The organism is Salmonella sp. 2020_1459, assembly GCF_043847915.1.
Taxonomy (GTDB): domain Bacteria; phylum Pseudomonadota; class Gammaproteobacteria; order Enterobacterales; family Enterobacteriaceae; genus Salmonella; species Salmonella enterica.
Genome location: NZ_JBCMFA010000005.1, coordinates 135,983 through 162,898, shown reverse-complemented (window position 1 = coordinate 162,898; position 26,916 = coordinate 135,983). Strand labels below are relative to the sequence as shown.

24 protein-coding genes and 1 tRNA gene are annotated in these 26,916 nt (G+C 51.9%); 18 read left to right on the top strand and 7 right to left on the bottom strand.

The window, feature by feature from the left end:
* Both glk and alaC read left to right on the top strand, forming a co-directional pair.
* Window positions 1–966 carry a glucokinase gene (gene glk / locus ACH0VJ_RS14510; protein ID WP_000170380.1) on the top strand — a complete coding sequence of 322 codons (966 nt, stop codon included), beginning with the start codon at window positions 1–3 and terminating at the stop codon, window positions 964–966.
* 720 nt (window positions 967–1,686) lie between these two features.
* Entirely contained in the window at window positions 1,687–2,925 is a 1,239-nt protein-coding gene (alaC, locus tag ACH0VJ_RS14505; protein ID WP_000763118.1) for an alanine transaminase, read from the top strand.
* 49 nt (window positions 2,926–2,974) lie between these two features.
* Here alaC and ypdK read toward each other — a convergent pair whose 3' ends face one another.
* Together ypdK and lpxP are read right to left on the bottom strand one after the other, a co-directional pair.
* Window positions 2,975–3,046 carry a membrane protein YpdK gene (gene ypdK, locus ACH0VJ_RS14500; RefSeq protein WP_010723117.1) on the bottom strand — a complete coding sequence of 24 codons (72 nt, stop codon included), beginning with the start codon at window positions 3,044–3,046 and terminating at the stop codon, window positions 2,975–2,977.
* Window positions 3,047–3,448: 402 nt separating this feature from the next.
* Entirely contained in the window at window positions 3,449–4,369 is a 921-nt protein-coding gene (gene lpxP, locus ACH0VJ_RS14495; RefSeq protein WP_000484428.1) for a kdo(2)-lipid IV(A) palmitoleoyltransferase, read from the bottom strand.
* Window positions 4,370–4,890: 521 nt separating this feature from the next.
* Between lpxP and ACH0VJ_RS14490 the strand changes: the two genes are divergently transcribed.
* Entirely contained in the window at window positions 4,891–5,133 is a 243-nt protein-coding gene (locus tag ACH0VJ_RS14490) for a YfdY family protein (RefSeq protein ID WP_000639889.1), read from the top strand.
* Window positions 5,134–5,407: 274 nt separating this feature from the next.
* Here ACH0VJ_RS14490 and pgtP read toward each other — a convergent pair whose 3' ends face one another.
* Window positions 5,408–6,799 (bottom strand): phosphoglycerate transporter PgtP, encoded by a 1,392-nt coding sequence (gene pgtP / locus ACH0VJ_RS14485; RefSeq protein WP_000955739.1) that lies wholly within the window; start codon window positions 6,797–6,799, stop codon window positions 5,408–5,410.
* Window positions 6,800–7,234: 435 nt separating this feature from the next.
* On the opposite strand from pgtP, the gene pgtC reads away from it, so the two are divergent.
* The 4 genes from pgtC to pgtE all read left to right on the top strand — a co-directional run bounded on the left by pgtC (window position 7,235) and on the right by pgtE (window position 12,874).
* Window positions 7,235–8,428: a phosphoglycerate transport regulator PgtC gene (gene pgtC, locus ACH0VJ_RS14480; RefSeq protein ID WP_000467983.1), complete on the top strand. Its 1,194-nt coding sequence runs from the start codon at window positions 7,235–7,237 to the stop codon at window positions 8,426–8,428.
* The gene (gene pgtB, locus ACH0VJ_RS14475; RefSeq protein WP_000678482.1) at window positions 8,425–10,431 is read left to right on the top strand and encodes a two-component system sensor histidine kinase PgtB; all 2,007 of its coding nucleotides are present in this window, start codon (window positions 8,425–8,427) and stop codon (window positions 10,429–10,431) included. The genes pgtC and pgtB overlap by 4 nt, the downstream gene beginning before the upstream one ends.
* A complete protein-coding gene (pgtA, locus tag ACH0VJ_RS14470) occupies window positions 10,421–11,668 on the top strand; it encodes a two-component system response regulator PgtA (protein ID WP_000930847.1) in 1,248 nt (415 codons plus the stop codon). Before pgtB ends, pgtA begins: the two co-directional genes overlap by 11 nt.
* A gap of 267 nt (window positions 11,669–11,935) precedes the next feature.
* On the top strand, window positions 11,936–12,874 hold the full coding sequence (gene pgtE / locus ACH0VJ_RS14465) for an omptin family outer membrane protease PgtE (protein ID WP_000716011.1): 939 nt from the start codon (window positions 11,936–11,938) through the stop codon (window positions 12,872–12,874).
* Between the two features lie 156 nt (window positions 12,875–13,030).
* On the opposite strand, the gene ACH0VJ_RS14460 is transcribed toward pgtE, so the two are convergent.
* Both ACH0VJ_RS14460 and ACH0VJ_RS14455 read right to left on the bottom strand, forming a co-directional pair.
* Window positions 13,031–13,105: transfer RNA gene (locus ACH0VJ_RS14460), tRNA-Arg, on the bottom strand.
* Window positions 13,106–13,180: 75 nt separating this feature from the next.
* The gene (locus tag ACH0VJ_RS14455) at window positions 13,181–14,122 is read right to left on the bottom strand and encodes a formate/nitrite transporter family protein (protein ID WP_000377769.1); all 942 of its coding nucleotides are present in this window, start codon (window positions 14,120–14,122) and stop codon (window positions 13,181–13,183) included.
* Window positions 14,123–14,410: 288 nt separating this feature from the next.
* Between ACH0VJ_RS14455 and mlaA the strand changes: the two genes are divergently transcribed.
* Window positions 14,411–15,166: a phospholipid-binding lipoprotein MlaA gene (gene mlaA / locus ACH0VJ_RS14450; protein ID WP_000776787.1), complete on the top strand. Its 756-nt coding sequence runs from the start codon at window positions 14,411–14,413 to the stop codon at window positions 15,164–15,166.
* A 60-nt stretch (window positions 15,167–15,226) separates the two neighbouring features.
* Here mlaA and fadL read toward each other — a convergent pair whose 3' ends face one another.
* On the bottom strand, window positions 15,227–16,534 hold the full coding sequence (gene fadL / locus ACH0VJ_RS14445; protein ID WP_001518618.1) for a long-chain fatty acid transporter FadL: 1,308 nt from the start codon (window positions 16,532–16,534) through the stop codon (window positions 15,227–15,229).
* Window positions 16,535–16,904: 370 nt separating this feature from the next.
* Here fadL and ACH0VJ_RS14440 point away from each other — a divergent pair, with 370 nt between their 5' ends.
* From ACH0VJ_RS14440 to sixA, 4 genes are all read left to right on the top strand, one after another.
* Window positions 16,905–17,189, top strand: coding sequence for a YfcZ/YiiS family protein (locus ACH0VJ_RS14440; RefSeq protein ID WP_000030904.1), 285 nt, complete (start codon window positions 16,905–16,907; stop codon window positions 17,187–17,189).
* Between the two features lie 177 nt (window positions 17,190–17,366).
* A complete protein-coding gene (gene fadI / locus ACH0VJ_RS14435) occupies window positions 17,367–18,677 on the top strand; it encodes an acetyl-CoA C-acyltransferase FadI (RefSeq protein WP_023196222.1) in 1,311 nt (436 codons plus the stop codon).
* Window positions 18,677–20,824, top strand: coding sequence for a fatty acid oxidation complex subunit alpha FadJ (gene fadJ, locus ACH0VJ_RS14430; RefSeq protein ID WP_000214145.1), 2,148 nt, complete (start codon window positions 18,677–18,679; stop codon window positions 20,822–20,824). The genes fadI and fadJ overlap by 1 nt, the downstream gene beginning before the upstream one ends.
* Before the next feature lie 208 nt (window positions 20,825–21,032).
* Complete coding sequence (sixA, locus tag ACH0VJ_RS14425; RefSeq protein WP_001195800.1) at window positions 21,033–21,518, top strand: phosphohistidine phosphatase SixA; 486 nt, start codon at window positions 21,033–21,035, stop codon at window positions 21,516–21,518.
* Window positions 21,519–21,617: 99 nt separating this feature from the next.
* Here the strand turns inward: sixA and smrB are convergent, their stop codons facing one another.
* A complete protein-coding gene (gene smrB / locus ACH0VJ_RS14420; protein WP_000730794.1) occupies window positions 21,618–22,169 on the bottom strand; it encodes an endonuclease SmrB in 552 nt (183 codons plus the stop codon).
* A gap of 165 nt (window positions 22,170–22,334) precedes the next feature.
* On the opposite strand from smrB, the gene prmB reads away from it, so the two are divergent.
* The 6 genes from prmB to ACH0VJ_RS14390 are packed head-to-tail and all read left to right on the top strand — an operon-like array spanning window position 22,335 to window position 26,881.
* Window positions 22,335–23,267: a 50S ribosomal protein L3 N(5)-glutamine methyltransferase gene (gene prmB / locus ACH0VJ_RS14415; protein ID WP_023196223.1), complete on the top strand. Its 933-nt coding sequence runs from the start codon at window positions 22,335–22,337 to the stop codon at window positions 23,265–23,267.
* 35 nt (window positions 23,268–23,302) lie between these two features.
* Window positions 23,303–24,388, top strand: coding sequence for a chorismate synthase (aroC, locus tag ACH0VJ_RS14410; protein WP_000918457.1), 1,086 nt, complete (start codon window positions 23,303–23,305; stop codon window positions 24,386–24,388).
* 3 nt (window positions 24,389–24,391) lie between these two features.
* Window positions 24,392–25,216, top strand: coding sequence for a penicillin-insensitive murein endopeptidase (gene mepA / locus ACH0VJ_RS14405; protein ID WP_000750428.1), 825 nt, complete (start codon window positions 24,392–24,394; stop codon window positions 25,214–25,216).
* Window positions 25,216–26,025 carry a sulfite exporter TauE/SafE family protein gene (locus ACH0VJ_RS14400; protein ID WP_000368599.1) on the top strand — a complete coding sequence of 270 codons (810 nt, stop codon included), beginning with the start codon at window positions 25,216–25,218 and terminating at the stop codon, window positions 26,023–26,025. Before mepA ends, ACH0VJ_RS14400 begins: the two co-directional genes overlap by 1 nt.
* Complete coding sequence (locus tag ACH0VJ_RS14395) at window positions 26,025–26,573, top strand: elongation factor P hydroxylase (protein WP_001066345.1); 549 nt, start codon at window positions 26,025–26,027, stop codon at window positions 26,571–26,573. The genes ACH0VJ_RS14400 and ACH0VJ_RS14395 overlap by 1 nt, the downstream gene beginning before the upstream one ends.
* Window positions 26,574–26,605: 32 nt before the next feature.
* The gene (locus ACH0VJ_RS14390; protein WP_000559749.1) at window positions 26,606–26,881 is read left to right on the top strand and encodes a YfcL family protein; all 276 of its coding nucleotides are present in this window, start codon (window positions 26,606–26,608) and stop codon (window positions 26,879–26,881) included.
* Window positions 26,882–26,916: the final 35 nt, after the last annotated feature.

Below are 26,916 nucleotides of genomic sequence, written 5' to 3'. Positions count from 1 at the left end.
ATGACAAAGTATGCTTTAGTAGGAGATGTAGGCGGCACGAATGCGCGTCTTGCCCTGTGTGATATCGCCAGTGGAGAAATCTCGCAGGCCAAAACGTATTCCGGCCTGGATTATCCCAGTCTTGAGGCCGTGGTGCGCGTTTATCTCGATGAGCATAGCGTCAGCGTGGAAGATGGTTGTATCGCCATAGCCTGCCCGATTACCGGTGACTGGGTAGCGATGACTAACCATACCTGGGCTTTTTCTATTGCGGAAATGAAAAAAAATCTCGGCTTTAGCCATCTGGAAATCATCAACGATTTCACCGCCGTGTCGATGGCGATCCCGATGCTGAAAAAAGAGCATTTAATTCAGTTCGGCGGCGGCGAACCGGTAGACGGCAAACCTATTGCGGTGTATGGCGCGGGAACCGGCTTGGGCGTGGCGCATCTGGTGCATGTGGATAAGCGTTGGATTAGCCTTCCGGGCGAAGGCGGGCATGTCGATTTTGCGCCTAATAGCGAAGAAGAAGCTATGATTCTGGAAATATTGCGCGCCGAAATTGGCCACGTTTCCGCCGAGCGCGTGCTGTCTGGCCCGGGGCTGGTGAATCTTTACCGGGCGATTGTTAAGTCCGACAACCGTCTGCCGGAAAATCTGCGCCCGAAAGATATTACCGAACGCGCCCTGGCGGATAGCTGTATCGATTGTCGCCGCGCGTTGTCGCTCTTTTGCGTCATCATGGGGCGATTTGGCGGCGATCTGGCGTTAACCATGGGGACATTTGGCGGCGTTTATATCGCTGGCGGTATTGTCCCGCGCTTCCTGGAATTTTTTAAAGCGTCCGGCTTCCGTGGTGGCTTTGAAGATAAAGGCCGCTTTAAAGATTATGTACACGGTATTCCGGTCTATCTGATTGTCCATGATAACCCTGGCTTGTTAGGCTCCGGCGCGCATCTGCGCCAGACATTAGGCCATATTCTATAAGTCAGATGGTGGCATAAACGCCTTATCCGGCCTACAAAAGTGTGTCATCTGTAGGCCTGATAAGCGCAGCGTCATCAGGCAATTAATCATTCTCTTGTCAGTCTCAAACCGCGTGCCTCACGCGGTTTTTTTCATTGCCTTTCCTGTGCATGAATGCTTCAACTGTCTGAATTATTTCACTTTACTCTTGCTGAGCGAAAGGTCAAACACCAGCGCGTTGAGTCATCACGTCATGGCGGTTAGTCAGGCGAAAACAGGGATTTATTTTACTATACGTATCCGGTTCGCTGCCTTATTTACGGTTTCATCGCGGCATCTTGCTGGAAAGGATCCTCATTTTCGGGGAAATGTCCCTGAAAAACACCGTAATATGACATGATCGAATACTATTAGCGTTAGTAAGGGTTTTGATTAAAGAGGAAAAACCACAAAATCAAAAGGGGATTATTTGAGATAAGGTTTATTGACAGGAAATTATCGTCGGCTGCGCTACGTTACGTAAATTCAATGATATCAATTTGTTAATAATATGATTTGTTTGATGCTATAACTGACACGTTTAAAAAGTAAGTTTTTACGCTTGTTCCTCTTTTTTGTCGCTAAAAATATTTTCATTAGCCTCTCGACAGGAAGAAAATTTTCAGGCTATTTTCTAAAGGAGCCACCATCGTGGCAGCGTCGCTCGGACGGTCCGGGCGCTAACGTTAATCTGAGGATATTATGGCTGACTTCCGCCCTGAACGTCGCTTTACGCGTATCGATCGCCTTCCGCCCTATGTTTTTAACATCACCGCTGAACTCAAAATGGCTGCGCGTCGGCGCGGTGAAGATATTATTGATTTCAGTATGGGTAATCCTGATGGCGCAACCCCTCCCCACATTGTCGAAAAACTTTGCACCGTCGCGCAGCGTCCGGATACGCACGGTTATTCCACGTCCCGCGGCATACCGCGTTTACGCCGCGCGATTTCTCACTGGTATCAGGAACGTTATGATGTCGATATCGATCCGGAAACCGAAGCGATTGTGACCATCGGTTCCAAAGAGGGACTGGCGCATTTAATGCTGGCGACGCTGGATCATGGCGATACGGTTCTGGTGCCGAACCCCAGTTACCCGATTCATATCTATGGCGCCGTTATCGCCGGGGCGCAGGTGCGTTCGGTTCCATTGGTAGAGGGGGTGGATTTCTTCAACGAGCTGGAGCGCGCTATTCGCGAAAGTTATCCGAAACCGAAAATGATGATTTTGGGTTTTCCATCTAACCCTACGGCCCAGTGCGTCGAACTGGAATTTTTTGAAAAAGTGGTCGCTCTGGCTAAACGTTATGATGTGCTGGTGGTGCACGATCTGGCGTATGCCGATATCGTGTACGACGGCTGGAAAGCGCCATCCATTATGCAGGTGCCTGGCGCACGCGACGTGGCGGTCGAATTTTTCACGCTGTCGAAAAGCTATAATATGGCGGGCTGGCGTATTGGGTTTATGGTGGGTAATAAAACCCTGGTCAGCGCGCTGGCGCGCATTAAAAGTTATCACGATTATGGCACCTTTACCCCGCTTCAGGTGGCGGCTATCGCCGCTCTGGAAGGCGATCAGCAGTGCGTGCGCGATATCGCCGAGCAGTATAAACGTCGTCGCGATGTGCTGGTGAAGGGGCTGCATGAGGCGGGCTGGATGGTTGAAATGCCGAAAGCCTCAATGTACGTCTGGGCGAAAATCCCGGAGCAATATGCGGCGATGGGGTCGCTTGAGTTTGCCAAGAAGCTGCTGAATGAGGCGAAGGTTTGTGTTTCTCCAGGGATAGGCTTTGGTGATTATGGCGACACCCATGTACGCTTTGCATTAATAGAGAATCGCGACCGCATTCGCCAGGCCGTCAGAGGGATTAAAGCGATGTTCCGCGCCGATGGCGTGCTGCCGTCACATCCAAAACCCGTTGAGGCGAGCACGGAGTAGAAAAGCAAACAGGAGCCCCATGGCTCCTGTTTTTCTTTGCATTGTACTTTTAAATCATCAGGGCGAAAGTACCGGCCCAAACGATGACCATAAATGAAATGCCCATAAAGAAATATTTCACGTTTCATCTCTCCGCGTACCTGTCGTACGCCTAAATGAACTTACACTTACCTGATTATAGAGAGTTGATGCCGGACAATACGAAATTGAGAATTATTCGTGTTTTGACCGCCTGCATCACCTCAGAATTCTGCGCGTCATCGCTCCAGACGGCGCTAATGTACGCCTAAAAATGAGGTGAAACAAGAGGCATTTTCTTATTTACTTTTAGTAACTTACAAGTGTCGGGAATCGGCGACAGTTTAATTTCTGACAGTGATGAATCGCTATTGAGCGACGCCGCCGACACAGTAAAAAATCGCCTGTAAACAGGAGACTTATCGCTAAAAGCAGGAATGAGTAATTTACGATATGAATATTATGACAATGCGAAATGCCAAAATAAAAGGCCTTGCGGCCTTTTTCAGATGTAGAGTGACGCTTCCCCCAACGGGCGAGTTTTGAAACGGCGATGGATCCAGAGATATTGCTCCGGGGCGCGCATGATCTCTTTCTCAATAATTTTATTCATATAGGCAGCGGCTTGATTTTCATCTGCCGGGTAACCTTCCATTTCAGGGGTAATATACAGACGATAACCCGAGTTATCGGATTTCCTTACCATTGTAACGGTCAACATGGCGGCGCCAGACAGCCTGGACAGTACATAGGTGCCGTTGGTGGTGGCGACGTTTTCAACCGCGAAAAATGGCGCAAAGGAGCTGCCTTTAGGACCGTAGTCCTGGTCGGGAGCAAACCAAACGGCTTCCCCTTTTTTTAGCGCGCCCACAATGCCGCGCAGATTGTTTCTGCCGATCATCGCTTTATTTGAGCGCATACGACCGCGCGTCTGCACCCACTCCATGAGCGGATTGTTATGCGGACGATAGGTCGCCATCATCGGCTGGCAGAGACCCATTACCCGGCCTCCCAATTCCAGCGACATAAAATGCACGCCAACGACCATTACGCCGCGATTTTGCGCCTGCGCACGGGTAAGGTTGTCCAGCCCGTCCACATCAAACCATTTGCGAACCCGGTTATCAGGCCAGAACCAGGCCATGCCCGTTTCAAGCAGCGCCATGCCAAGAGAGTGGAAATTCTCGGCGATCAGTTTTTCCCTTTCTTCCCGGGAGAGGGTCGGAAAACAGAGTTCAATATTTTTCTGGGCGATCGACTCACGTCGCTTCAGGAAGGGGCGCGCCAGCTTACCGGTGCGGGTGCCCAGAAAACGCAAAACCGGGTAGGGAAGCTGCACCAGTAACCAGAGGACGCCAACGCCAAACCACGTCAGCCAGTAGCGCGGGTGCAAAAACGCGCGTGAAAATTTGCTTTGAGGAAACATAAAATACCTTCTGTAGATACGAAAATAATGTATCGCAGAAGAGTCATTATCCGCAGCGGTACACTCTGAAATACGCATCATCCTTCAAGTTGCGTTCGCTTATCCGAAGCACTTACTTGAGTAAGCTCATCAGGGTAACTTGAATGATTTACGTATAGTTAGGCCATCATGTACGACAATGGTTCCCGTAAGGAGTGTAAAACTAAGTCAGTACTAAACCACGAGGGCATGAACGCCAGGCAGGCTAATGTACCACCAGTTATTTACTCGCGCCCAGAAATTCTTTATCAAGAAGCGTAAATATTTCTCCCGTAGCAAAAATAAGCTAATCATTATTTTTAATGCATTGTTTTTACAGTGATAATTTTATTTCAGACGAAGGTCATTGAAAAATGATTAAAAAAATAAAATGTGAGATAAATGTTATGGAAATGACGGGCTGATAAGGTTTATCTTAAAGGAGAAGTGAGAGGGACCGTAAGGCTATATGGAAGCCTTGCCATAGACAGGAGGTATTATAGATGATCTATTTATGGACATTTCTTGCAATAAGTATACTTGCCGTGAGTGGCTATATCGGTCAGGTGATGGGGGCTTTTTCTGCGGTTTCTTCTTTTACGGGAATGGTTATCCTTGCCGCGCTGATTTATTTACTCAATGTATGGTTGCAGGATGGCGATGACATCGTTAGCGGATTATTGCTTTTTCTCGCACCGGCATGTGGGTTAATTATTCGCTTTATGGTGGGATACGGTAAGCGTTAGTCAGTACATACCCTTCATACTTCAAGTTGCTGATGTGTTGGCTACGGATTACTCGGCCCATCGATGGGCCTCGCCCTGACGGCCGTCGCACGCGACGTTCAAATCTGTTCCCGGCAGATTTGTCGTTCACCCCAGTCACATCGTTATCTATGCTCCTGGGGACTCACTCCCTTGCCGCTTTTAAGCAACTCGAATTATTTGGGGTATACACGATGTCAGCGAATAGATAGCGCCGACAATGTCGGCGCTTCTGTTCCCCGGGAAGGCTAATCGTTTATTGCGCGTCCGCAAGCTGCAGTGAGTCCTGATTATGTAACGCATTCTGGCGCTGGCGTTCCAGTTCCAGCGCGCCGCGATGGGAGAGGTAACAGAATAGAATGCAGCACACGATGCCGCCCATCAGAAGATAAAATCCGCCGTACCAGCCCAGTTTATCCACCATGACGCCAAACAGGCTGGTGCCCAACGAGGCGCCGAAAATATAGCTCATGAACCCACGTAATCCGACGGCGGAACCTACGGCAAAGCTGGGGACTATCTCCATTGTCTGTACGGACGCGAGGAACTGTGGGACGTAAATCAGACAACCTACAATGGCGGCGAAAATCGTTACCATCAGCAAAGATTCACTTTTCCAGTATCCGATCAGACAGACAAAAATCAGCGCCATGCAAATCATGGCTAACGGCATTCTGCGGCCCTTAAACAGTTTATCTGACAGCCAGCCTGCCAGTAGCGTGGAGGGAATCGCCGCCCACTCGAAAAAGAGAAACGCGACGCTCATCTGTTCTTTTGAAAAGTGTTTTACTGTCAACAGATAGATAGGCAACCAGCTAATCATGCCAAACCGCACCATATAGACGAAGACATCGACCAGCGAAATATACCAGGCATTTTTATTGCGCAGCACATAAGTACAGAAGATTTGCCATGCGCTCATATTTTCCGGCGCTTTTGCCGTATTCTTCGTTTTCAGTACGACTTTTTCTTCCGGCATCATCTGTTCCAGTGAGGGAAGACCTTCTTCGCGTGGCGAACCTTTTCCCAAGACCAGAACAATTAAGGCAAAAATGACGGCGACGCAGGCCGGAACGATATAACTGGCGCTTTGCCAGTGTTCGTTGCCCAATATCGCAAAAGCCGCACCGACGATAGGCGCGACGATCCCGCCGCCAACGTTATGCGAGATATTCCAGAAGGCGCCTACGCGTCCGCGCTCCCGACGAGGGAACCAGTTTGCAATAGTAATAAACGAGGGGCCGACGCCCATGCCCTGAAAAAGGCCATTGAAGACCACCAGAGCGGCAAATATCCAGAATGCGCTACTGAATCCCAGCCCAACGTTAACAATCGCGCAGAGTACCAGACCGCACGCCATGAAGACTTTTGGGCTGGCTTTATCCGCCAGACTGCTCATTACGCCTTTACTGATTCCGTAAGCAATAAGCATACAGCTACTCAGCAGGCCGATTTGCGTAGCGCTGAGATCCAATTGCTCTTTTAAATAAGGCGTCGATAATGTGAAATTGTTTCTGACTATATAGTAAGCGAGATATCCCAGAAATACGCTTAACAATGCCTGTATACGATATCGACCATACGTAGCCTGGACTTTTTCCGGTGGGACTTTATGCGCCGATTGCCCTGTTTTTAATATTGTTAACATGGAGTCACCTGTATTTTATAGTGAGATGAACATCAGGAGGTTTTGTCGGTAGAGTGAAAGGAGTGACAATAAAATTCAAGTCGAAGAAATGTGTCAAAATTGACTCAATTGGGTGAATTTAAAGGTTATTTTTGACCCATCCTGAAGGGTGTGGTGAAACTTTAATTATTGCCATGGCCGTTTTATCGTTAGCATGTGCGGATATTAACAAATTTGCTGCCAGTGATCTGATACGCTTTATTGATGTTTTCGGGCGACGGACCCGTTATTATTCAAATAACGTTGTTCTGGATGCCAACAGAAATAAAAGGGTAAGTTTTGTCTCAATATTTTCTTTATGTGATATCGATATTTATGAACGGGATCACAAATCGACTTTTCTCATGCTGTAGTCGTTTCGCCAGAGTGGGCGCTTTTACGCTATGGCTGGCGGCAATGTTCGGTTCTTGCCAGGCGTACAGCCGCGAGCTGGTGATGGCAACGACCTTTTCACCCAGCGCGACCGCCTGGATTATCCAGCGCTGGCAGACGGAGCCGGGTTCCGTCATGATTCGTACGCTCAACCGTACCAGCGGTTCTTTAGAGCAATTACTTGATACGGCGAATGCGGAAAATGTCGATCTGATCCTGACGTCATCCCCCATGCTGTTGCAACACCTTCAGGAACACCAAAAGCTGGCGCTATTGGATAGCGCGCCTGCCGCCAGCCAGAAGCTGGTGCCGCGTTCTATCCGCTCAACTTCAGTGGCGGTAGCGGTATCCGGATTTGGGCTATTGATCAATCGTTCAGCGCTCGCTGCGCGCCATCTTCCGCCGCCTGCCGACTGGCAGGATATGGGCCTGCCCAGTTACCAGGGCGCTCTATTAATGAGCAGTCCGTCACGCTCAGACACCAATCATTTGATGGTGGAGTCGCTGTTGCAGCAAAAAGGCTGGACGGCAGGGTGGGCGACGCTGCTGGCAATCTCGGGTAATCTGGTCACGATTTCCTCTCGCAGTTTCGGCGTAGCGGATAAAATTAAAAGCGGGCTTGGCGTTGCCGGGCCGGTCATTGATAACTATGCTAATTTGCTACTTAACGATCCTAATCTTGCTTTTACCTATTTCCCATATTCTGCGGTGTCGCCCACTTACGTCGCGGTGTTGAAAAACAGCCGTCATGCAGACGAAGCGCGTGCTTTTATTCATTACTTATTAAGTCCGAAAGGGCAAAGGATACTGGCTGACGCGAATACCGGTAAGTATCCCGTCGCACCGCTTAGCGCCGATAATCCTCGCGCCGCGCAACAACAGCGTTTGATGGCCCAGCCGCCGTTGAACTATCGCCTGATCCTGAAGCGCCAGCAACTGGTACAGCGCATGTTTGATACCGCGATCAGTTTTCGACTTGCGCAGCTTAAAGATGCATGGCGAGCGTTGCACAGCGCAGAAACGCGGCTTAAACGCCCCTTACCTGAAATCAGAGCTTTATTGACCAGCGTCCCGGTGGATGCGGCAAGCAGCGAGGATGAAACCTGGCTGGCGCAGTTTGATAATAAAAGCTTTGCCGAACAAAAAATGATGGAGTGGCAGATCTGGTTTCTGAACAATCAGCGGCTGGCGATTCACAAACTGGAAGAGCTGAAATGAAGGGGAGATTATTGCAACGGCTTCGTCAGCTCAGTATCAGCAACAGTTTACGGGGTGCATTTTTAATGGGCGCATTACTGACGCTGATTGTCAGTATGGTCAGCCTTTATTCCTGGCATGAGCAAAGTTCGCAGGTTCGCTATTCGCTTGATGAATATTTTCCTCGCATCCACTCCGCTTTTTTAATTGAGGGGAACCTGAATCTGGCCGTGGATCAACTCAATGAATTTTTGCTGGCGCCGAACACGACGGTACGTTTGCAGTTACGTACGCAGATTATTCAGCATCTGGATAAGATTGAGCGTCTCAGTCAGGGGCTTCAGCTTGCTGAGCGCCGGCAACTGGCCGTCATTTTACAGGATAGCCGGACCTTGCTGGCGGAGCTGGACAACGCCCTCTACAACATGTTTTTGGTGCGGGAGAAAGTCAGTGAGCTTTCCGCTCGCATCGACTGGCTCCATGATGATTTCACCACGGAGCTAAATTCGCTGGTACAGGATTTTACCTGGCAGCAAGGGACGCTGCTCGATCAAATTGAGGCGAATCAGGGCGACGCGGCGCAGTACTTGCAACGTTCGCGCGAGGTGCAGAACGAACAGCAACAGGTATATACCCTGGCGCGAATTGAAAATCAGATTGTTGATGACCTGCGCGACAGATTGAATGAGCTCAAGTCCGGCAATAATGACGGGATGCTGGTAGAGACCCATATTCGCTATCTGGAAAACCTAAAAAAAACGGCGGATGAGAATATTCGTGCGCTGGATGACTGGCCCAGTACGATCACGCTGCGGCAAACCATCGACGAACTATTGGAAATCGGGATGGTAAAAAATAAGATGCCCGATACCATGCGCGATTATGTTGCGGCGCAAAAAGCCTTACTGGACGCCAGCCGCGCCAGAGAGGCTACGCTAGGGCGCTTTCGCACGCTGCTTGAGGCGCAGTTAGGTAGTAGTCACCAGCAAATGCAGACGTTCAATCAACGCCTGGAACAGATTGTTCGCGTTAGCGGCGGGCTTATTTTAGTGGCGACGCTCCTGGCGTTGCTGCTGGCCTGGGGACTCAACCACTATTTTATCCGTTCCCGGCTGGTAAAGCGTTTTACCGCGCTTAATCAGGCTGTGGTACAGATAGGGCTGGGGAGAACCGACTCGACTATCCCGGTTTACGGGCGCGATGAGCTAGGACGGATAGCCCGTTTGCTACGTCATACGCTGGGCCAGCTCAATATGCAACGCAGGCAGCTTGAACAAGAGGTCGCCGAGCGCAAAGAGATAGAAGCCGACCTGCGCGCCATGCAGGATGAGTTGATTCAGACGGCGAAACTGGCGGTAGTCGGCCAGACCATGACCACGCTGGCGCATGAAATTAACCAGCCGCTGAATGCGCTTTCAATGTATTTATTTACGGCGGGACGCGCGATTGAACAAGGTCAGAGCGGACAGGCGAGAAATACGCTCACCAAAGCGGAAGGGCTCATTAACCGGATTGACGCCATTATCCGTTCGCTGCGGCAGTTTACCCGCCGGGCGGAGCTGGAAACGCCATTGTATCCCGTTGATCTGCGCCAAACCTTCGTGGCGGCATGGGAGTTATTAGCCATGCGCCACCAATCCCGGCAGGGAGCGCTTTCACTGCCAACCGACACCGTATGGGTTAGCGGCGATGAAGTGCGTATTCAGCAGGTTCTGGTGAATGTGCTGGCGAATGCGCTTGACGCCTGTTCACATGATGCGGCGATCGCGGTGACGTGGCAGACGCAGGGAGAGGTGCTGGAGGTTTATATTGCAGATAACGGCCCTGGCTGGCCTGTGGCGCTGTTGCCCTCTTTACTCAAGCCGTTTACCACCAGTAAAGCTGTCGGGTTGGGTATTGGGCTGTCGATTAGCGTGTCGCTGATGGCACAAATGAAGGGCGACCTGCGTCTGGCGTCGACGCTGACGCGTAACGCTTGCGTGGTGCTGCAATTCTCGGTAACGGATGTCGATGATGTTGAATGATGAATGTTCTATTTTGCTGATTGATGATGACGTTGATGTACTTGACGCCTATACCCAAATGCTTGAGCAGGCAGGCTACCGCGTGCGTGGCTTTACCCATCCTTTCGAGGCCAAAGAGTGGGTAAAAGCGGATTGGGAGGGGATCGTTTTGAGCGATGTGTGTATGCCGGGGTGTTCCGGTATCGATCTTATGACGCTGTTTCATCAGGATGACGATCAACTGCCAATCTTATTGATTACCGGACATGGAGATGTACCGATGGCGGTTGATGCGGTGAAAAAGGGCGCCTGGGATTTTCTGCAAAAACCCGTCGATCCGGGCAAACTGTTGATATTAATTGAAGACGCGCTACGCCAGCGCCGGTCGGTCATTGCACGGCGGCAATATTGCCAGCAGACGTTACAGGTTGAACTGATTGGGCGCAGCGAGTGGATGAATCAGTTTCGACAACGGTTACAACAACTGGCGGAAACGGACATTGCCGTATGGTTTTACGGTGAGCATGGCACTGGACGTATGACTGGCGCCCGTTATCTCCATCAACTGGGGCGTAACGCGAAAGGGCCGTTTGTACGCTATGAACTCACGCCGGAGAATGCCAGGCAGTTGGAGACATTCATCGACCAGGCGCAAGGAGGTACGCTGGTGTTGAGCCATCCCGAATATCTGACACGCGAACAGCAGCACCATCTGGCGCGTTTACAAAGCCTGGAGCATCGGCCTTTTCGTTTGGTGGGCGTTGGTAGCGCTTCGCTGGTGGAGCAGGCGGCAGCTAACCAGATTGCGGCCGAGCTTTACTACTGTTTCGCCATGACCCAAATCGCCTGCCAGTCTCTTTCTCAGCGACCGGATGATATCGAGCCGTTATTTCGCCATTATCTTCGAAAAGCCTGCCTGCGGCTCAATCATCCAGTGCCGGAAATAGCGGGGGAATTACTGAAAGGAATAATGCGACGCGCCTGGCCAAGCAATGTGCGCGAACTGGCTAATGCGGCGGAGCTTTTCGCTGTTGGCGTGCTGCCGCTGGCGGAAACGGTCAACCCGCAGTTGCTTCTGCAGGAGCCGACCCCGCTTGACCGGCGCGTTGAAGAGTATGAGCGACAAATTATTACCGAAGCATTAAACATTCATCAGGGACGAATTAATGAAGTGGCGGAGTACCTGCAAATTCCCCGTAAAAAACTTTATCTGCGCATGAAAAAATATGGTCTAAGTAAAGAGCATTATAAATTCTGATATTACAGTTACTTTCAATCTGGCTGACAACAACAGCAACGATGTCGTTAGCCAGATAACGTCACATCACCGTAATGGTAAATCATTCCATCATGATTATAGATTGCTTATTATTCACCTGAGCATCAAATTCTATTTCTTAACTTCAATATAAGGTAAAAATGCGTCAAGTTCTCTGGCGTAATAAATGTACTCTTGTCCGACGATTTGACAAGATGAAAACTTCATCACCTCTCCAGATTACATCTGAATATGAGGACAAGAGAAATGAAAAAACATGCTATTGCAGTAATGATGATCGCCGTATTTTCTGAGTCGGTTTATGCGGAGTCTACCTTATTTATTCCGGACGTCTCTCCTGATAGCGTCACGACATCCCTTTCCGTGGGTGTGTTAAATGGTAAATCCAGGGAGCTGGTTTATGATACCGACACCGGGCGGAAGCTGAGTCAACTGGACTGGAAAATAAAAAATGTCGCCACGTTGCAGGGGGATTTATCATGGGAACCCTATTCGTTCATGACGCTGGACGCCCGCGGCTGGACGTCTTTGGCGTCGGGATCGGGTCATATGGTTGACCATGACTGGATGAGCAGTGAGCAGCCTGGCTGGACCGATCGTTCAATTCATCCGGACACCAGCGCCAACTATGCTAATGAATACGATTTGAACGTGAAAGGTTGGTTATTGCAGGGCGATAACTACAAGGCGGGCGTAACAGCGGGCTATCAGGAAACCCGTTTTAGCTGGACGGCAAGAGGCGGGTCTTATATTTATGATAATGGCCGATATATTGGTAATTTTCCTCATGGCGTGCGCGGCATAGGTTATAGCCAGCGTTTCGAAATGCCCTATATCGGGCTGGCGGGTGATTATCGTATTAATGACTTTGAGTGTAATGTACTGTTTAAATACAGCGACTGGGTAAATGCGCATGATAATGACGAACACTACATGCGCAAGCTTACCTTCCGTGAAAAAACGGAAAATTCGCGATATTATGGCGCTTCTATTGACGCCGGATATTATATTACCAGTAATGCAAAAATCTTTGCTGAGTTCGCTTACAGTAAATATGAAGAAGGTAAGGGCGGTACGCAAATCATAGATAAAACCAGCGGTGATACGGCGTATTTTGGTGGCGATGCCGCAGGTATAGCTAATAATAACTATACGGTTACCGCGGGGTTGCAGTACCGCTTCTAGACCACATCGGGATGTCATCGGTCATAACCGGCCGATGACGACTTTTTGCTGAACGTATGGCATGTCCGGTGATATTGCATAGGGGCAATAAAAGCAACATGAAAGGGGAACCGCTCGAAAGGTTATGCAGCAAGAAGAGAATGTCCTGGGTATCAATGGTGTCCCCTGCAGGAATCGAACCTGCAACTAGCCCTTAGGAGGGGCTCGTTATATCCATTTAACTAAGAGGACAACGCGGCGCCAGTATAGCGTTTTTTATTCGCCGGAGTAAGTGTAGCGCCGCCTGACTGGTTAAACCGTCGCCACTCAGCGCTGTTTTTCCGCTTTTTTCCGCTCCCGTTCCAGGCGCTCGCCGCGTAGCCTCGCTTCTTCCTTACGTTTATTGCTCATATCGTTGCGGATCTGCGCGTGGCTCATTAATGCGAAAATAAAGGTGCCGCCGCAGATATTTCCGGCAAGTGTGGGAAGGGCGAAGGGCCAGAAAAAGTCGCTCCAGGGCAGCGTGCCGTTGAAAACCAAATACAAAATTTCAACGGAACCGACGACAATATGGGTGGTATCGCCCAGCGCGATAAGCCAGGTCATCAAAATAATGACCACAATTTTTGCCCCGCCTGCAGCAGGAAACATCCATACCATTGTGGCGATGATCCAGCCAGAGATAATCGCGTTGGCAAACATCTCCGTTGGGCTATTTTTCATGACCTCCATACCAATTTTGACAAAGGCGTCGCGGGTCTCTTCATCAAATATAGGCATATATTCAAATGCCCACGCCGCAACCCCGGTGCCAATAAGGTTGCCCAATAAGACTACGCCCCATAAGCGCATCAGCAGGCCAACGTTACTCAGAGTGGGATTTTGCATTACCGGCAACACGGCGGTAACGGTATTTTCAGTAAATAATTGCTGGCGGGCCATGATGACAATGATAAAACCAAAGGTATAGCCGAGATTTTCCAGTAAAAAGCCGCCGGGAACGCCTTCAAGCTGCACGTGGAAAATCCCTTTCGCCAGGAGTGATGCCCCCATAGAAAGTCCTGCGGCAATGGCTGACCAGAGCAAAGCCATCGCATCGCGTTCCATCTCTTTTTCACCATCCTGGCGAATATGTTCATGAATCGCCATGGCGCGGGAAGGAAGACGATCTTCATCCACTTCAATCTCTTTACCGCTTTGTTTTTCTTCGCTTTCAACTTCCAGGTCACTGCTGTGCCGGTTAATTTTATCGTCGTTAAGGCTATCCATGATGATCTCTGCTGATTAATACATATTAATAAAGCGTAGCGGTTTTTCATTTACCCAGGCCGGGGCATTCTCCGAAAAAATAAAAATGATCACGCTCGTTTTTATCTGTTTCGTTAGAATAGGGCCGTCACGTTGTTGCGTTACCAGGCTATGCTCAGAGCAATGAGATCGCGCATATAGACATCGTTTGACGTGCTGTTAAAATCGCTCACACCTAAACAGGCGGATACGGTAGCGTTCCGTCATGGATGGCAATCAGCGATAGCCATAATTCACAGGGAGACATCTATGAAGCTTCGCCTGTCGGCGCTGGCGCTGGGAACCACACTGCTGGTCGGGTGTGCGAGTTCCGGTACAGAACAGCAGGGGCGTTCAGACCCATTTGAAGGGTTTAACCGCACCATGTACAACTTCAACTTTAATGTGCTGGACCCGTATGTTGTTCGGCCGGTCGCGGTCGCCTGGCGTGATTATGTTCCACAGCCTGCGCGTAACGGTTTAAGTAATTTCACCGGCAACCTCGAAGAACCGGCGATCATGGTGAACTATTTCCTGCAGGGCGATCCTTATCAGGGTATGGTGCATTTCACCCGTTTCTTCCTGAACACCTTATTAGGGATGGGCGGCTTTATTGACGTCGCGGGAATGGCGAATCCTAAGCTGCAGCGCGTTGAACCGCATCGCTTTGGCAGTACGCTGGGCCATTATGGCGTGGGGTATGGGCCTTATATGCAACTTCCGTTCTACGGCAGCTTCACGCTGCGTGAAGATGGCGGGGATATGGCGGATACCTTGTATCCGGTGCTCTCGTGGTTGACCTGGCCAATGTCCATAGGAAAATGGACTATCGAAGGGATAGAAACCCGCGCGCAGTTGCTGGACTCCGATGGTTTGCTGCGCCAGTCTTCCGATCCTTATATTATGGTGCGCGAGGCGTACTTCCAGCGTCATGACTTTATCGCCAATGGCGGAAAACTCAAGCCGCAGGAAAACCCGAACGCGCAGGCGATTCAGGACGAACTCAAAGAGATCGACTCGGAATAAACGGCAGTAAATAAAAAGGTGAGCGCAATGCTCACCTTTTTGATCCGTTTCAGAAAGAGATTAGAACGCGTAGTTAAAGTTAGTACCGAACAGCCAGGCTTTCCCTTCAGATTCAAACTGATAAGGGCCTTCATTAATTTTCACGCTCTGACCATGCATATAAGAGACGCCAACGTCGACAGACGCATCTTTATTAAAGGCGTAAGTCGTACCGGCGCTCAGCCAGAAACGGTCCTGATCCGGAATAGAGATAGAACGGTTTTGCGCTGGTACCGGGCTGTCATCGAAGGCGATACCGGTACGGAACGTCCAGTTGTCATCGTAGTAATAGGTGGTACCCAACGCAATGCGATAAGCGTCTTTAAAGCCTTCATGCTTCTCAAAGAGCGTATCGCCGGCGGTCGATTTTGCCTTCAATTCCTGGAACTGGCTCCAGCTGGTATAGGCCAGGCTATAGTGGATGGCCCACTGTGGCGCCACACGGTTATAACCGGACACTTCCCACATTTCCGGCAGATTCAGCGTCAGGTAGCCTGACTGCGTCGCGCCGCCGGTTGCCGTTGGGATAGGCAGGTTAAATCGGTTTATAGCGATGGGAAGATCGCTACTGTAGTTGCCTTTAAAGTCAATTTTGACTTCCGAGCGGTAGGTCAGCGCGTAGCGGTTATTTTTATCCAGTTCATAAAGGATACCGGCATTCCAGCCAAAGCCCCACTGATTACCGTTCAGGTGGGCAATCTTGGTGTCGCTGGGAATCTGACCCGCAACCGGCGCCAGCGCCGGATTCTGAGCCGCGACCAACTGGCCTAAATCGCCCGCAAAACGTTCGATTTTTGCACGCGCGTATACCGCATCAAAGCCGAGGCCGAAGCTCCAGGCCTCATTTAAGCGATAAGCGCCGCTTAAATTCAGGTTCATGGTTTCAAGATCGGTCGTACCGCCAACCGAGCCGCCGGCGTATGTGTCGTTAAACTCTGTCGCCAGACCATAGTTAGAGGTAATAGAAGCTCCCCAGCCAAACTGATCGTTAATCGGGGCGACAAAATGGACGTTCGGCACCCAGGCCGTCGGCGCGATGTTATCCGCATCTAACGTCCGACGAGATGGCGATGTCCCGCTAATATTAACATCAGGATCAATATAAACCGCGCCCGCTGAAAACGTCGGGCGGTCAAACATGGTAATTAACGCCGGGTTGCGGCTAACGTTACCCGCATCATCTGCGATTGCGCCTTCACCCGAATAGGCCCGGCCAAGGCCAGAGGAAGAAAATTCGTTTAACTGAAAGCCTGCAGACCAGGCCTGGGTGGAGATGATTGCCACTGCGACTGCGAGAGCAGACTTTGTAAACAGGGTTTTCTGGCTCATGACCATAACCTCATTGATTATTTTTATACAAACTATGTTACATGCTGTAACAGGAGCGCGAAGTGTAGGGTCTGCGGTACGACTTAGAAATCAGACCAGTGGCGAGAGTATAGGTCTGACCAGCTAGAATGTTGCAAGTATGTTTATAAGTTTTTTCAATTGTGATCTTAGAAACGAGATCTGGCTGGCAAAATCGGCGGGCTTAACGGTCACCCGATCGCGCGATTTTTGTTTTAGATCATTTTTAAGTGTGATTTCGGTCACTTAACGCGTTTCCCACCATTAACGACTGGAGAGGCGAATGCCGGGAGCGTAAAATATCCCCATCGTTTATCTGGCACCCTGGGTGCAAATACAGAGGAAATCTACAATGAGTAAATGCAGTGCTGATGAAACCCCGGTTTGCTGCTGTATGGACGTTGGAACCATCATGGACAACTCCGATTGCACCGCGTCATACAGCCGCGTATTCGCTACCCGCGCAGAGGCTGAAGAGACGCTGGCGGCGTTAACCGAAAAAGCGCGTAGCGTGGAGTCTGAACCTTGCCAAATTACGCCAACCTTTACCGAGGAATCCGAAGGCGTTCGTCTGGATATTGATTTTGTTTTCGCCTGCGAAGCAGAAACGCTGATCTTCCAGCTCGGCCTGCGTTAATCCGTTCATTCACGACGCCTCCGTCATCATCTGGCGGAGGCGTTTTCTTTTTTTGTCGCTTCCCTTCACTGTGCCTTAGCTCCCACTTTCTTTTCTCTCTGCTTGGCTAAATGTAAAAAATTGGTTAAGACTGTGATCAGGTCAGACCACTAATTTATTTTTTTACAGGGGAGTACTATGCGTCAGGCTTTACCATTGGTCACCCGTCAGGGCGATCGCATTGCTATTGTCAGTGGGTTACGAACCCCCTTTGCTCGTCAGGCCACTGCATTTCATGGTATTCCCGCTGTTGATCTCGGCAAGATGGTGGTAGGCGAGCTGCTGGCGCGCAGTGAAATTCCAGCCGATGCCATTGAGCAACTGGTTTTTGGTCAGGTAGTACAAATGCCGGAAGCGCCCAATATTGCGCGCGAAATTGTGCTGGGTACGGGGATGAATGTTCATACCGATGCCTATAGCGTAAGCCGCGCCTGCGCCACCAGTTTTCAGGCGGTAGCGAATGTGGCGGAAAGCCTGATGGCCGGCACGATACGCGCGGGTATCGCTGGCGGCGCAGATTCGTCGTCGGTACTGCCAATAGGCGTGAGTAAAGCCCTGGCGCGGGTACTGGTTGATGTCAATAAAGCCCGGACGACCCGCCAACGGCTGACGCTTTTTTCTCGTCTGCGCTTACGCGACCTGCTGCCCGTTCCTCCCGCCGTTGCTGAGTATTCCACCGGTCTGCGCATGGGCGATACCGCCGAACAGATGGCGAAAACGTATGGTATTACGCGTGAACAGCAGGACGCGCTGGCGCATCGTTCACATCAGCGCGCCGCGCAGGCATGGGCGGAGGGCAAACTGGCGGAAGAAGTGATGACGACCTATGTGCCGCCGTATAAAAACCCCTTTGCAGAAGACAACAACATTCGCGGCACCTCCACGCTGGCGGACTACGCCAAACTGCGTCCCGCTTTTGACCGAAAACATGGCTCTGTGACCGCCGCCAATAGTACACCGCTGACCGACGGCGCTGCCGCCGTTATTATGATGACCGAATCCCGCGCTAAAGAGCTGGGGCTGCGCCCGCTTGGTTATCTGCGCAGCTACGCCTTTACCGCTATTGATGTCTGGCAGGACATGCTATTGGGGCCGGCCTGGTCAACGCCGCTGGCGCTGGAGCGGGCCGGGTTGACGATGGCCGATCTGACGCTTTTTGACATGCATGAAGCGTTTGCCGCTCAGACTCTGGCGAACTTACAACTGCTGGGCAGCGAACGATTTGCCCGTGAGGTGCTTGGTCGTGCGCAGGCGACAGGGGAGGTGGATGACGCTAAATTCAACGTGCTCGGCGGCTCAATCGCCTACGGGCATCCTTTTGCCGCAACGGGCGCGCGGATGATAACCCAAACGTTGCATGAATTACGGCGTCGGGGCGGAGGTTTTGGCCTGGTCACGGCCTGCGCAGCTGGCGGTCTTGGCGCGGCGATGGTTCTGGAGGCGGAATAATGACTACCACATCAGCTTTTATGCTTAACGTGCGTCTGGATAATGTCGCGGTTGTCGCTATTGATGTCCCTGGAGAAAAGGTGAACACCCTGAAAGCGGAGTTTGCCGCGCAGGTACGCGCCATCCTGAAGCAAATCCGGGAAAACAAAGCGTTGCAGGGCGTTGTTTTTATCTCAGCCAAAGCAGATAACTTTATTGCTGGCGCTGATATCAACATGATAGGTCACTGCCAAAACGCGCAGGAAGCGGAAACGCTGGCGCGTCAGGGACAGCAACTGATGGCGGAGATCCAGGCATTGCCTGTTCCGGTTATCGCCGCCATTCATGGCGCCTGTCTGGGGGGCGGCCTTGAAATGGCGCTGGCCTGCCATCGGCGCATCTGTACCGATGACGTTAAAACCGTTCTTGGACTGCCGGAGGTACAGTTAGGGCTTTTACCGGGATCGGGCGGAACGCAGCGACTTCCACGGCTGGTGGGGGTCAGTACCGCGCTGGATATGATCCTGACAGGTAAACAGCTTCGCGCCAGACAGGCGCTTAAAGCCGGGCTGGTTGATGATGTGGTGCCGCAAACTATTTTACTGGAAGCGGCTGTCGAGCTGGCTAAAAAAGAACGCCTGGCGCAGCGGACATTACCGGTCCGTGAACGTATCCTGGCTGGGCCGCTGGGGCGCGCGCTGTTATTTCGCCTGGTGCGTAAAAAGACAGCGCAAAAAACGCAGGGTAATTATCCGGCGACGGAGCGGATCATTGATGTGATTGAAACCGGACTGGCGCAGGGCAGCAGTAGCGGCTATGACGCGGAAGCGCGCGCTTTCGGCGAGCTGGCGATGACGCCGCAATCGCAGGCGCTGCGCGCTGTTTTTTTTGCCAGTACCGAGGTGAAAAAAGATCCCGGTAGCGATGCACCGCCCGGCCCGCTGAACAGCGTGGGCATCTTAGGCGGCGGGTTAATGGGCGGCGGTATCGCCTGGGTTACGGCCTGTAAAGGCGGCTTGCCAGTACGAATTAAGGATATAAATACTCAGGGGATCAATCATGCTCTGAAATACAGCTGGGATCTGCTTGAAACAAAAGTACGCCGCCGCCATATCAAAGCCAGCGAACGCGATAAACAGTTGGCGTTGATATCAGGTTCTACCGATTACCGTGGTTTCAGTCATCGTGATCTGGTCATTGAAGCGGTGTTTGAAGATCTGCCGTTAAAACAACAGATGGTGGCGGAAGTGGAACAAAATTGCGCTGCTCACACCATTTTTGCCTCCAATACTTCTTCCCTGCCGATTGGCGATATTGCGGCGAATGCGGCCAGACCGGAACAGGTGATTGGATTGCACTTTTTTAGCCCGGTCGAAAAAATGCCACTGGTTGAGGTTATTCCTCATGCGTCTACTTCCGCGCAGACCATCGCCACGACCGTTAAGCTGGCGAAAAAACAGGGTAAAACCCCGATAGTCGTCAGTGATAAAGCCGGGTTTTATGTTAACCGAATTCTTGCGCCGTATATCAATGAGGCGATTCGGATGCTGACTGAAGGCGAACGCGTCGAACATATTGACGCCGCCCTGGTAAAATTTGGTTTTCCGGTGGGACCAATCCAACTTTTGGATGAGGTGGGAATCGATACGGGCACTAAAATTATTCCTGTGCTTGAGGCGGCGTATGGAGAACGTTTTAGCGCGCCTGCAAATGTTGTTGCTTCAATTTTGAATGACGATCGCAAAGGTAGAAAAAATGGTCGCGGTTTCTATCTTTATGGCGAAAAAGGGCGTAAAAGCAAAAAACAGGTTGACCCTGCTATTTATAAGCTTATTGGCGTGCAAGGGCAGAGTCGACTATCTGCGCAGCAGGTGGCAGAGCGCTGTGTCATGTTAATGCTTAACGAAGCGGCGCGCTGTTTCGACGAAAAAGTGATTCGCAGCGCGCGCGATGGCGATATTGGCGCCGTGTTTGGTATCGGTTTTCCGCCGTTTCTCGGTGGCCCGTTCCGCTATATGGATGCTCTTGGGCCGGGTGAAATGGTGGCGACATTACAGCGCCTGGCCGCACTTTACGGTCCTCGTTACGCGCCTTGTGAACAATTAGTGCGCATGGCGGAGCGCAGGGAGCATTTCTGGACGAATGGGGAAACTGACCAGGGAAATTGAGGTCAAAGAGAATATGAATCCGCACTGAATGCCTCCTTAGTGGCGAAATAATAATCAAGGATTGACTATACTTACGCCATTGAGGTAAAAAACAGCGTTTCATTCAGTGAATGGATAAGGCACAATGCCGGCCACCGCATTTTTGCCGCAGCCAATAGGGGCATGTGGTAAGCGTGTTGGTGAAACTGGTTAACAAAAGCGGTGCAATATGCAAGTTTTTATCATGCGTCACGGCGACGCAGCCCTCGATGCCGCCAGTGATTCGGTTCGTCCCTTGACCCCTTGTGGGTGTGACGAGTCTCGCCTGATGGCGAACTGGCTGAAAGGTCAAAAAGTGGATATCGAACGTGTTCTGGTGAGTCCGTTTCTTCGGGCCGAACAGACGTTAGATGTGGTCGGCGATTGTATGAATCTGCCGGCTCAGGTGGATGTCCTGCCGGAGCTAACGCCCTGTGGCGATGTCGGTCTGGTCAGCGCCTACCTCCAGGCGCTGGCTAATGAAGAGATCGGATCGGTGCTGGTGATTTCTCACTTACCTCTGGTCGGATACCTGGTATCTGAGCTTTGTCCGGGCGAAACGCCGCCGATGTTCACGACGTCCGCAATTGCCAACGTTACGCTTGATGAAAGCGGCAAGGGGACATTCAACTGGCAAATGAGTCCCTGCAATCTGAAAATGGCGAAAGCGATTTAATCTTTGCTGCTTGATGGCGCTTCGCTTATCAGGCCTACGACAGCGTTGGCTGTTCGTAGGCTGGATCAGGCGCTTGCGCCGCCATCCGGCAATTCTGCATCAGGGTAATTCGGGCGGTTGCCACTCTTCCACTTCAATCAACACCAGCAGCGCGGCGTCGCCGCCGTACTCTTTCGGCGCCTGATGAAAGGCCATCACATGCGGATGCTGCGCCAGCCATAACGGCGTTTGCTGTTTCAGAATATGTTTACCGTGTCCATGCATGACGCAGGCGCAAAAAATATGTTCCCGACGGCAGGCGGCAATCAGCGCTCCCAGTTCCTGCTTGGCCTGAAGCTGCGTTAAGCCGTGTAAATCCAGAAACAGTTCCGGCGAATAGTCGCCGCGGCGCATTTTTTTTAGCTCGAAATGGCTGACATCTTCACGGACATACTTTACCGGCCCTTCCGTATTGAGCAGCGGCTGGAACTCATCAGAAAAATAGTGGCTGGCGTCCGCCTGTTCCTGAATTAACCTTCGGGTAGGGACTTCCGTGATTTTCTTGCGCAGCGGCCGATGGACGATAGTATCCTGTTTAATCTTTCGGGTGCCGACCATCAGCTGACGGAACAGCGCCTGGTCCTCCTCGCTGAGCGATGTTTTCTTTTTCATTCGTGGGTCTCGTCTGATCTTTTGCCTTAGTTTACCCGACCCGGAGGATATCCGAACGGTCAAAACGGATTTTTCGTATTCTCCCGCCGCGTCAATGCTGATTTATCCCTGTCTTCGTGGCAAACTAGCCGCCGAATTTAATGCGAGCATGCCCTGGAGGAATACGTGGATAAAATTTTCGTCGATGAAGCAGTAAGTGAACTGCATACCATTCAGGACATGTTGCGCTGGGCGGTAAGCCGCTTTAGCGCGGCGAATATCTGGTATGGACACGGTACCGATAACCCGTGGGATGAAGCGGTACAACTGGTGTTGCCGTCTCTTTATCTGCCGCTGGATATTCCGGAGGATATGCGGACCGCGCGGCTGACGTCCAGCGAAAAACACCGCATTGTCGAGCGAGTGATTCGTCGCATTAACGAGCGTATCCCGGTCGCCTACCTGACCAATAAAGCCTGGTTCTGCGGCCACGAATTTTATGTCGATGAGCGCGTGCTGGTGCCGCGTTCGCCGATTGGCGAGCTGATTAATAACCACTTCGCCGGCCTTATTAGCCAACAGCCGAAATATATTCTGGATATGTGTACCGGTAGTGGCTGCATCGCCATCGCCTGTGCTTATGCTTTCCCGGACGCAGAGGTTGATGCGGTCGATATTTCGCCGGATGCGCTGGCTGTCGCCGAGCATAACATTGAAGAACACGGTCTTATCCATCACGTGACGCCAATCCGTTCCGATCTGTTCCGCGATCTGCCGAAAGTTCAGTACGATCTGATTGTCACTAACCCGCCTTATGTCGATGCGGAGGATATGTCCGATCTGCCGAACGAATATCGCCACGAACCTGAGCTGGGGCTGGCGTCCGGCACTGACGGCCTCAAATTGACCCGTCGTATCCTGGGGAGTGCGCCGGATTATCTGTCCGATGACGGCGTTCTGATTTGTGAAGTCGGAAACAGCATGGTACATCTGATGGAGCAGTATCCGGATGTGCCGTTCACCTGGCTGGAGTTTGACAACGGCGGCGATGGCGTTTTTATGTTGACCAAAGCGCAGTTGCTCGCGGCCCGTGAACATTTCAACATTTATAAAGATTAAAACACGCAAACGACAACAACGATAACGGAGCCGTGATGGCAGGAAACACAATTGGACAACTCTTTCGCGTAACCACTTTCGGCGAATCACACGGGCTGGCGCTTGGGTGTATCGTCGATGGCGTGCCGCCCGGCATCCCGTTAACGGAGGCCGATCTGCAGCACGATCTCGACAGACGCCGCCCCGGCACCTCGCGCTATACTACCCAGCGCCGCGAACCGGATCAGGTAAAAATTCTCTCCGGCGTGTTTGATGGCGTGACGACCGGCACCAGCATTGGCCTGCTGATTGAAAACACCGATCAGCGCTCGCAGGACTACAGCGCGATTAAAGATGTTTTTCGTCCGGGACACGCGGATTACACCTATGAGCAGAAATACGGCCTGCGCGATTACCGTGGCGGTGGACGTTCTTCCGCGCGTGAAACCGCGATGCGCGTAGCGGCAGGGGCGATCGCCAAGAAATACCTGGCGGAAAAGTTCGGTATCGAAATCCGCGGCTGCCTGACCCAGATGGGCGACATTCCGCTGGAGATTAAAGACTGGCGTCAGGTTGAGCTTAATCCGTTCTTTTGCCCCGATGCAGACAAACTTGACGCGCTGGACGAACTGATGCGCGCGCTGAAAAAAGAGGGTGACTCCATCGGCGCGAAAGTGACGGTGATGGCGAGCGGCGTGCCGGCAGGGCTTGGCGAACCGGTATTTGACCGACTGGATGCGGACATCGCCCATGCGCTGATGAGCATTAATGCGGTGAAAGGCGTGGAGATCGGCGAAGGATTTAACGTGGTGGCGCTGCGTGGCAGCCAGAATCGCGATGAAATCACGGCGCAGGGTTTTCAGAGCAACCACGCTGGCGGCATCCTCGGTGGCATCAGTAGCGGGCAACACATTGTGGCGCATATGGCGCTGAAACCTACCTCCAGCATTACCGTGCCGGGACGTACGATCAACCGAATGGGTGAAGAAGTCGAAATGATCACCAAAGGGCGCCACGATCCGTGTGTGGGGATTCGCGCAGTGCCGATCGCAGAAGCCATGCTGGCGATCGTGCTGATGGATCACCTGCTGCGCCATCGGGCACAGAATGCGGATGTAAAGACAGAGATTCCACGCTGGTAAGAAATGAAAAAAACCGCGATTGCGCTGCTGGCATGGTTTGTCAGTAGCGCCAGCCTGGCGGCGACGCCGTGGCAGAAAATAACTCATCCTGTCCCCGGCGCCGCCCAGTCTATTGGTAGCTTTGCTAACGGATGCATCATTGGCGCCGACACGTTGCCGGTACAGTCCGATAATTATCAGGTGATGCGCACCGATCAGCGCCGTTATTTCGGCCACCCGGACTTGGTCATGTTTATCCAGCGGTTGAGTCATCAGGCGCAGCAACGGGGGCTCGGAACCGTCCTGATAGGCGACATGGGGATGCCTGCCGGAGGCCGCTTTAATGGCGGACACGCCAGTCATCAGACCGGGCTTGATGTGGATATTTTCTTGCAGTTGCCGAAAACGCGCTGGAGCCAGGCGCAGCTATTGCGCCCGCAGGCGTTAGATCTGGTGTCCCGCGACGGTAAACACGTCGTGCCGTCGCGCTGGTCGTCGGATATCGCCAGTCTGATCAAACTGGCGGCACAAGACAATGACGTCACCCGTATTTTCGTCAATCCGGCTATTAAACAACAGCTTTGCCTCGATGCCGGAAACGATCGTGACTGGCTACGTAAAGTACGCCCCTGGTTCCAGCATCGCGCGCATATGCACGTGCGTTTACGCTGCCCTGCCGACAGCCTGGAGTGCGAAGATCAACCTTTACCCCCGCCGGGCGATGGATGCGGCGCTGAACTGCAAAGCTGGTTCGAACCGCCAAAACCTGGCACCACAAAGCCTGAGAAGAAGACACCGCCGCCGCTGCCGCCTTCCTGCCAGGCGCTACTGGATGAGCATGTACTCTGATGGACAATTTTTATGATCTGTTTATGGTCTCCCCGCTACTGCTGGTAGTGCTGTTTTTTGTCGCCGTACTGGCAGGATTTATCGATTCTATCGCCGGGGGCGGAGGGCTGCTCACTATCCCTGCGCTGATGGCCGCCGGGATGTCGCCGGCAAACGCGCTGGCGACCAATAAATTACAGGCGTGCGGCGGCTCCCTCTCGTCTTCGCTCTATTTTATTCGCCGTAAGGTGGTAAACCTGGCCGAGCAAAAGCTCAATATTCTGATGACGTTCATTGGCTCGATGAGCGGCGCGCTGCTGGTGCAGCACGTGCAGGCGGATATTTTGCGCCAGATCTTGCCTATCCTGGTGATTTTCATCGGCCTCTATTTTTTATTGATGCCGAAGCTGGGCGAGGAAGATCGCCAGCGCCGCCTGTATGGATTACCGTTCGCGCTGATAGCCGGGGGATGCGTCGGGTTTTACGACGGCTTTTTCGGGCCTGCCGCCGGGTCGTTTTACGCTCTGGCGTTTGTCACCTTATGTGGCTATAACCTGGCGAAATCCACGGCACATGCCAAAGTGCTTAACGCTACTTCCAACGTTGGCGGCCTGCTGTTATTTATCATCGGCGGCAAAGTGATCTGGGCGACGGGCTTCGTGATGCTGGTTGGTCAGTTTTTAGGGGCGCGAATGGGGTCGCGTCTGGTGTTGAGCAAAGGCCAAAAGCTTATCAGACCGATGATCGTTATTGTCTCGGCGGTAATGAGCGCCAGGTTACTTTATGATAGCCACGGACAGGAGATCCTCCACTGGTTGGGGATGAATTAATGAACAATACGCACCATTACGAACAGTTAATTGAGATTTTTAACGGCTGCTTTGCCGAAGAATTTAATACCCGTCTGATTAAAGGCGACGACGAACCGATCTATCTTCCTGCTGACGCGCAGGTACCGTACCACCGCATCGTCTTTGCGCATGGGTTTTACGCCAGCGCGCTGCATGAGATTTCTCACTGGTGTATCGCCGGTAAGGCGCGCCGCGAACTGGTTGACTTTGGTTACTGGTACTGCCCGGACGGACGCGACGCGCAGACCCAAAGTCAATTCGAAGACGTTGAGGTGAAGCCACAGGCTTTCGACTGGTTGTTTTGCGTGGCGGCGGGGTATCCCTTTAACGTCAGTTGCGACAATCTGGAAGGCGATATTGAGCCGGATCGCGTGGCGTTTCAGCGCCGGGTTCATGCGCAGGTAATGGCGTATCTGGAGCAGGGCATTCCTGAACGTCCGGCCCGCTTCATCAAAGCGCTACAGAATTACTATCACACGCCCGAACTTAAGGCGGAACAGTTCCCGTGGCCGGAAGCGCTTAATTAAAGCCAGCGCCACGTTTACAATGAGGAAAGAAGATGATCGCGGAGTTTGAATCACGCATTCTGGCATTAATTGACGATATGGTAGAGCACGCCAGCGACGATGAGCTTTTTGCCAGTGGATACCTGCGTGGCCATCTGACGTTAGCCATTGCCGAGCTGGAGAGCGGTGATGACCACTCCGTTGAGGCGGTCTATGCCAACGTTAGCCAAAGTCTGGAAAAAGCGATCGGCGCCGGCGAACTGTCGCCGCGCGATCAGGCGTTAGTCAAAGCGATGTGGGACAATTTGTTCGACAAGGCAAAACAATAACGCCGTGGGCCGGAAGGCGACGCTTGCCGCCTTCC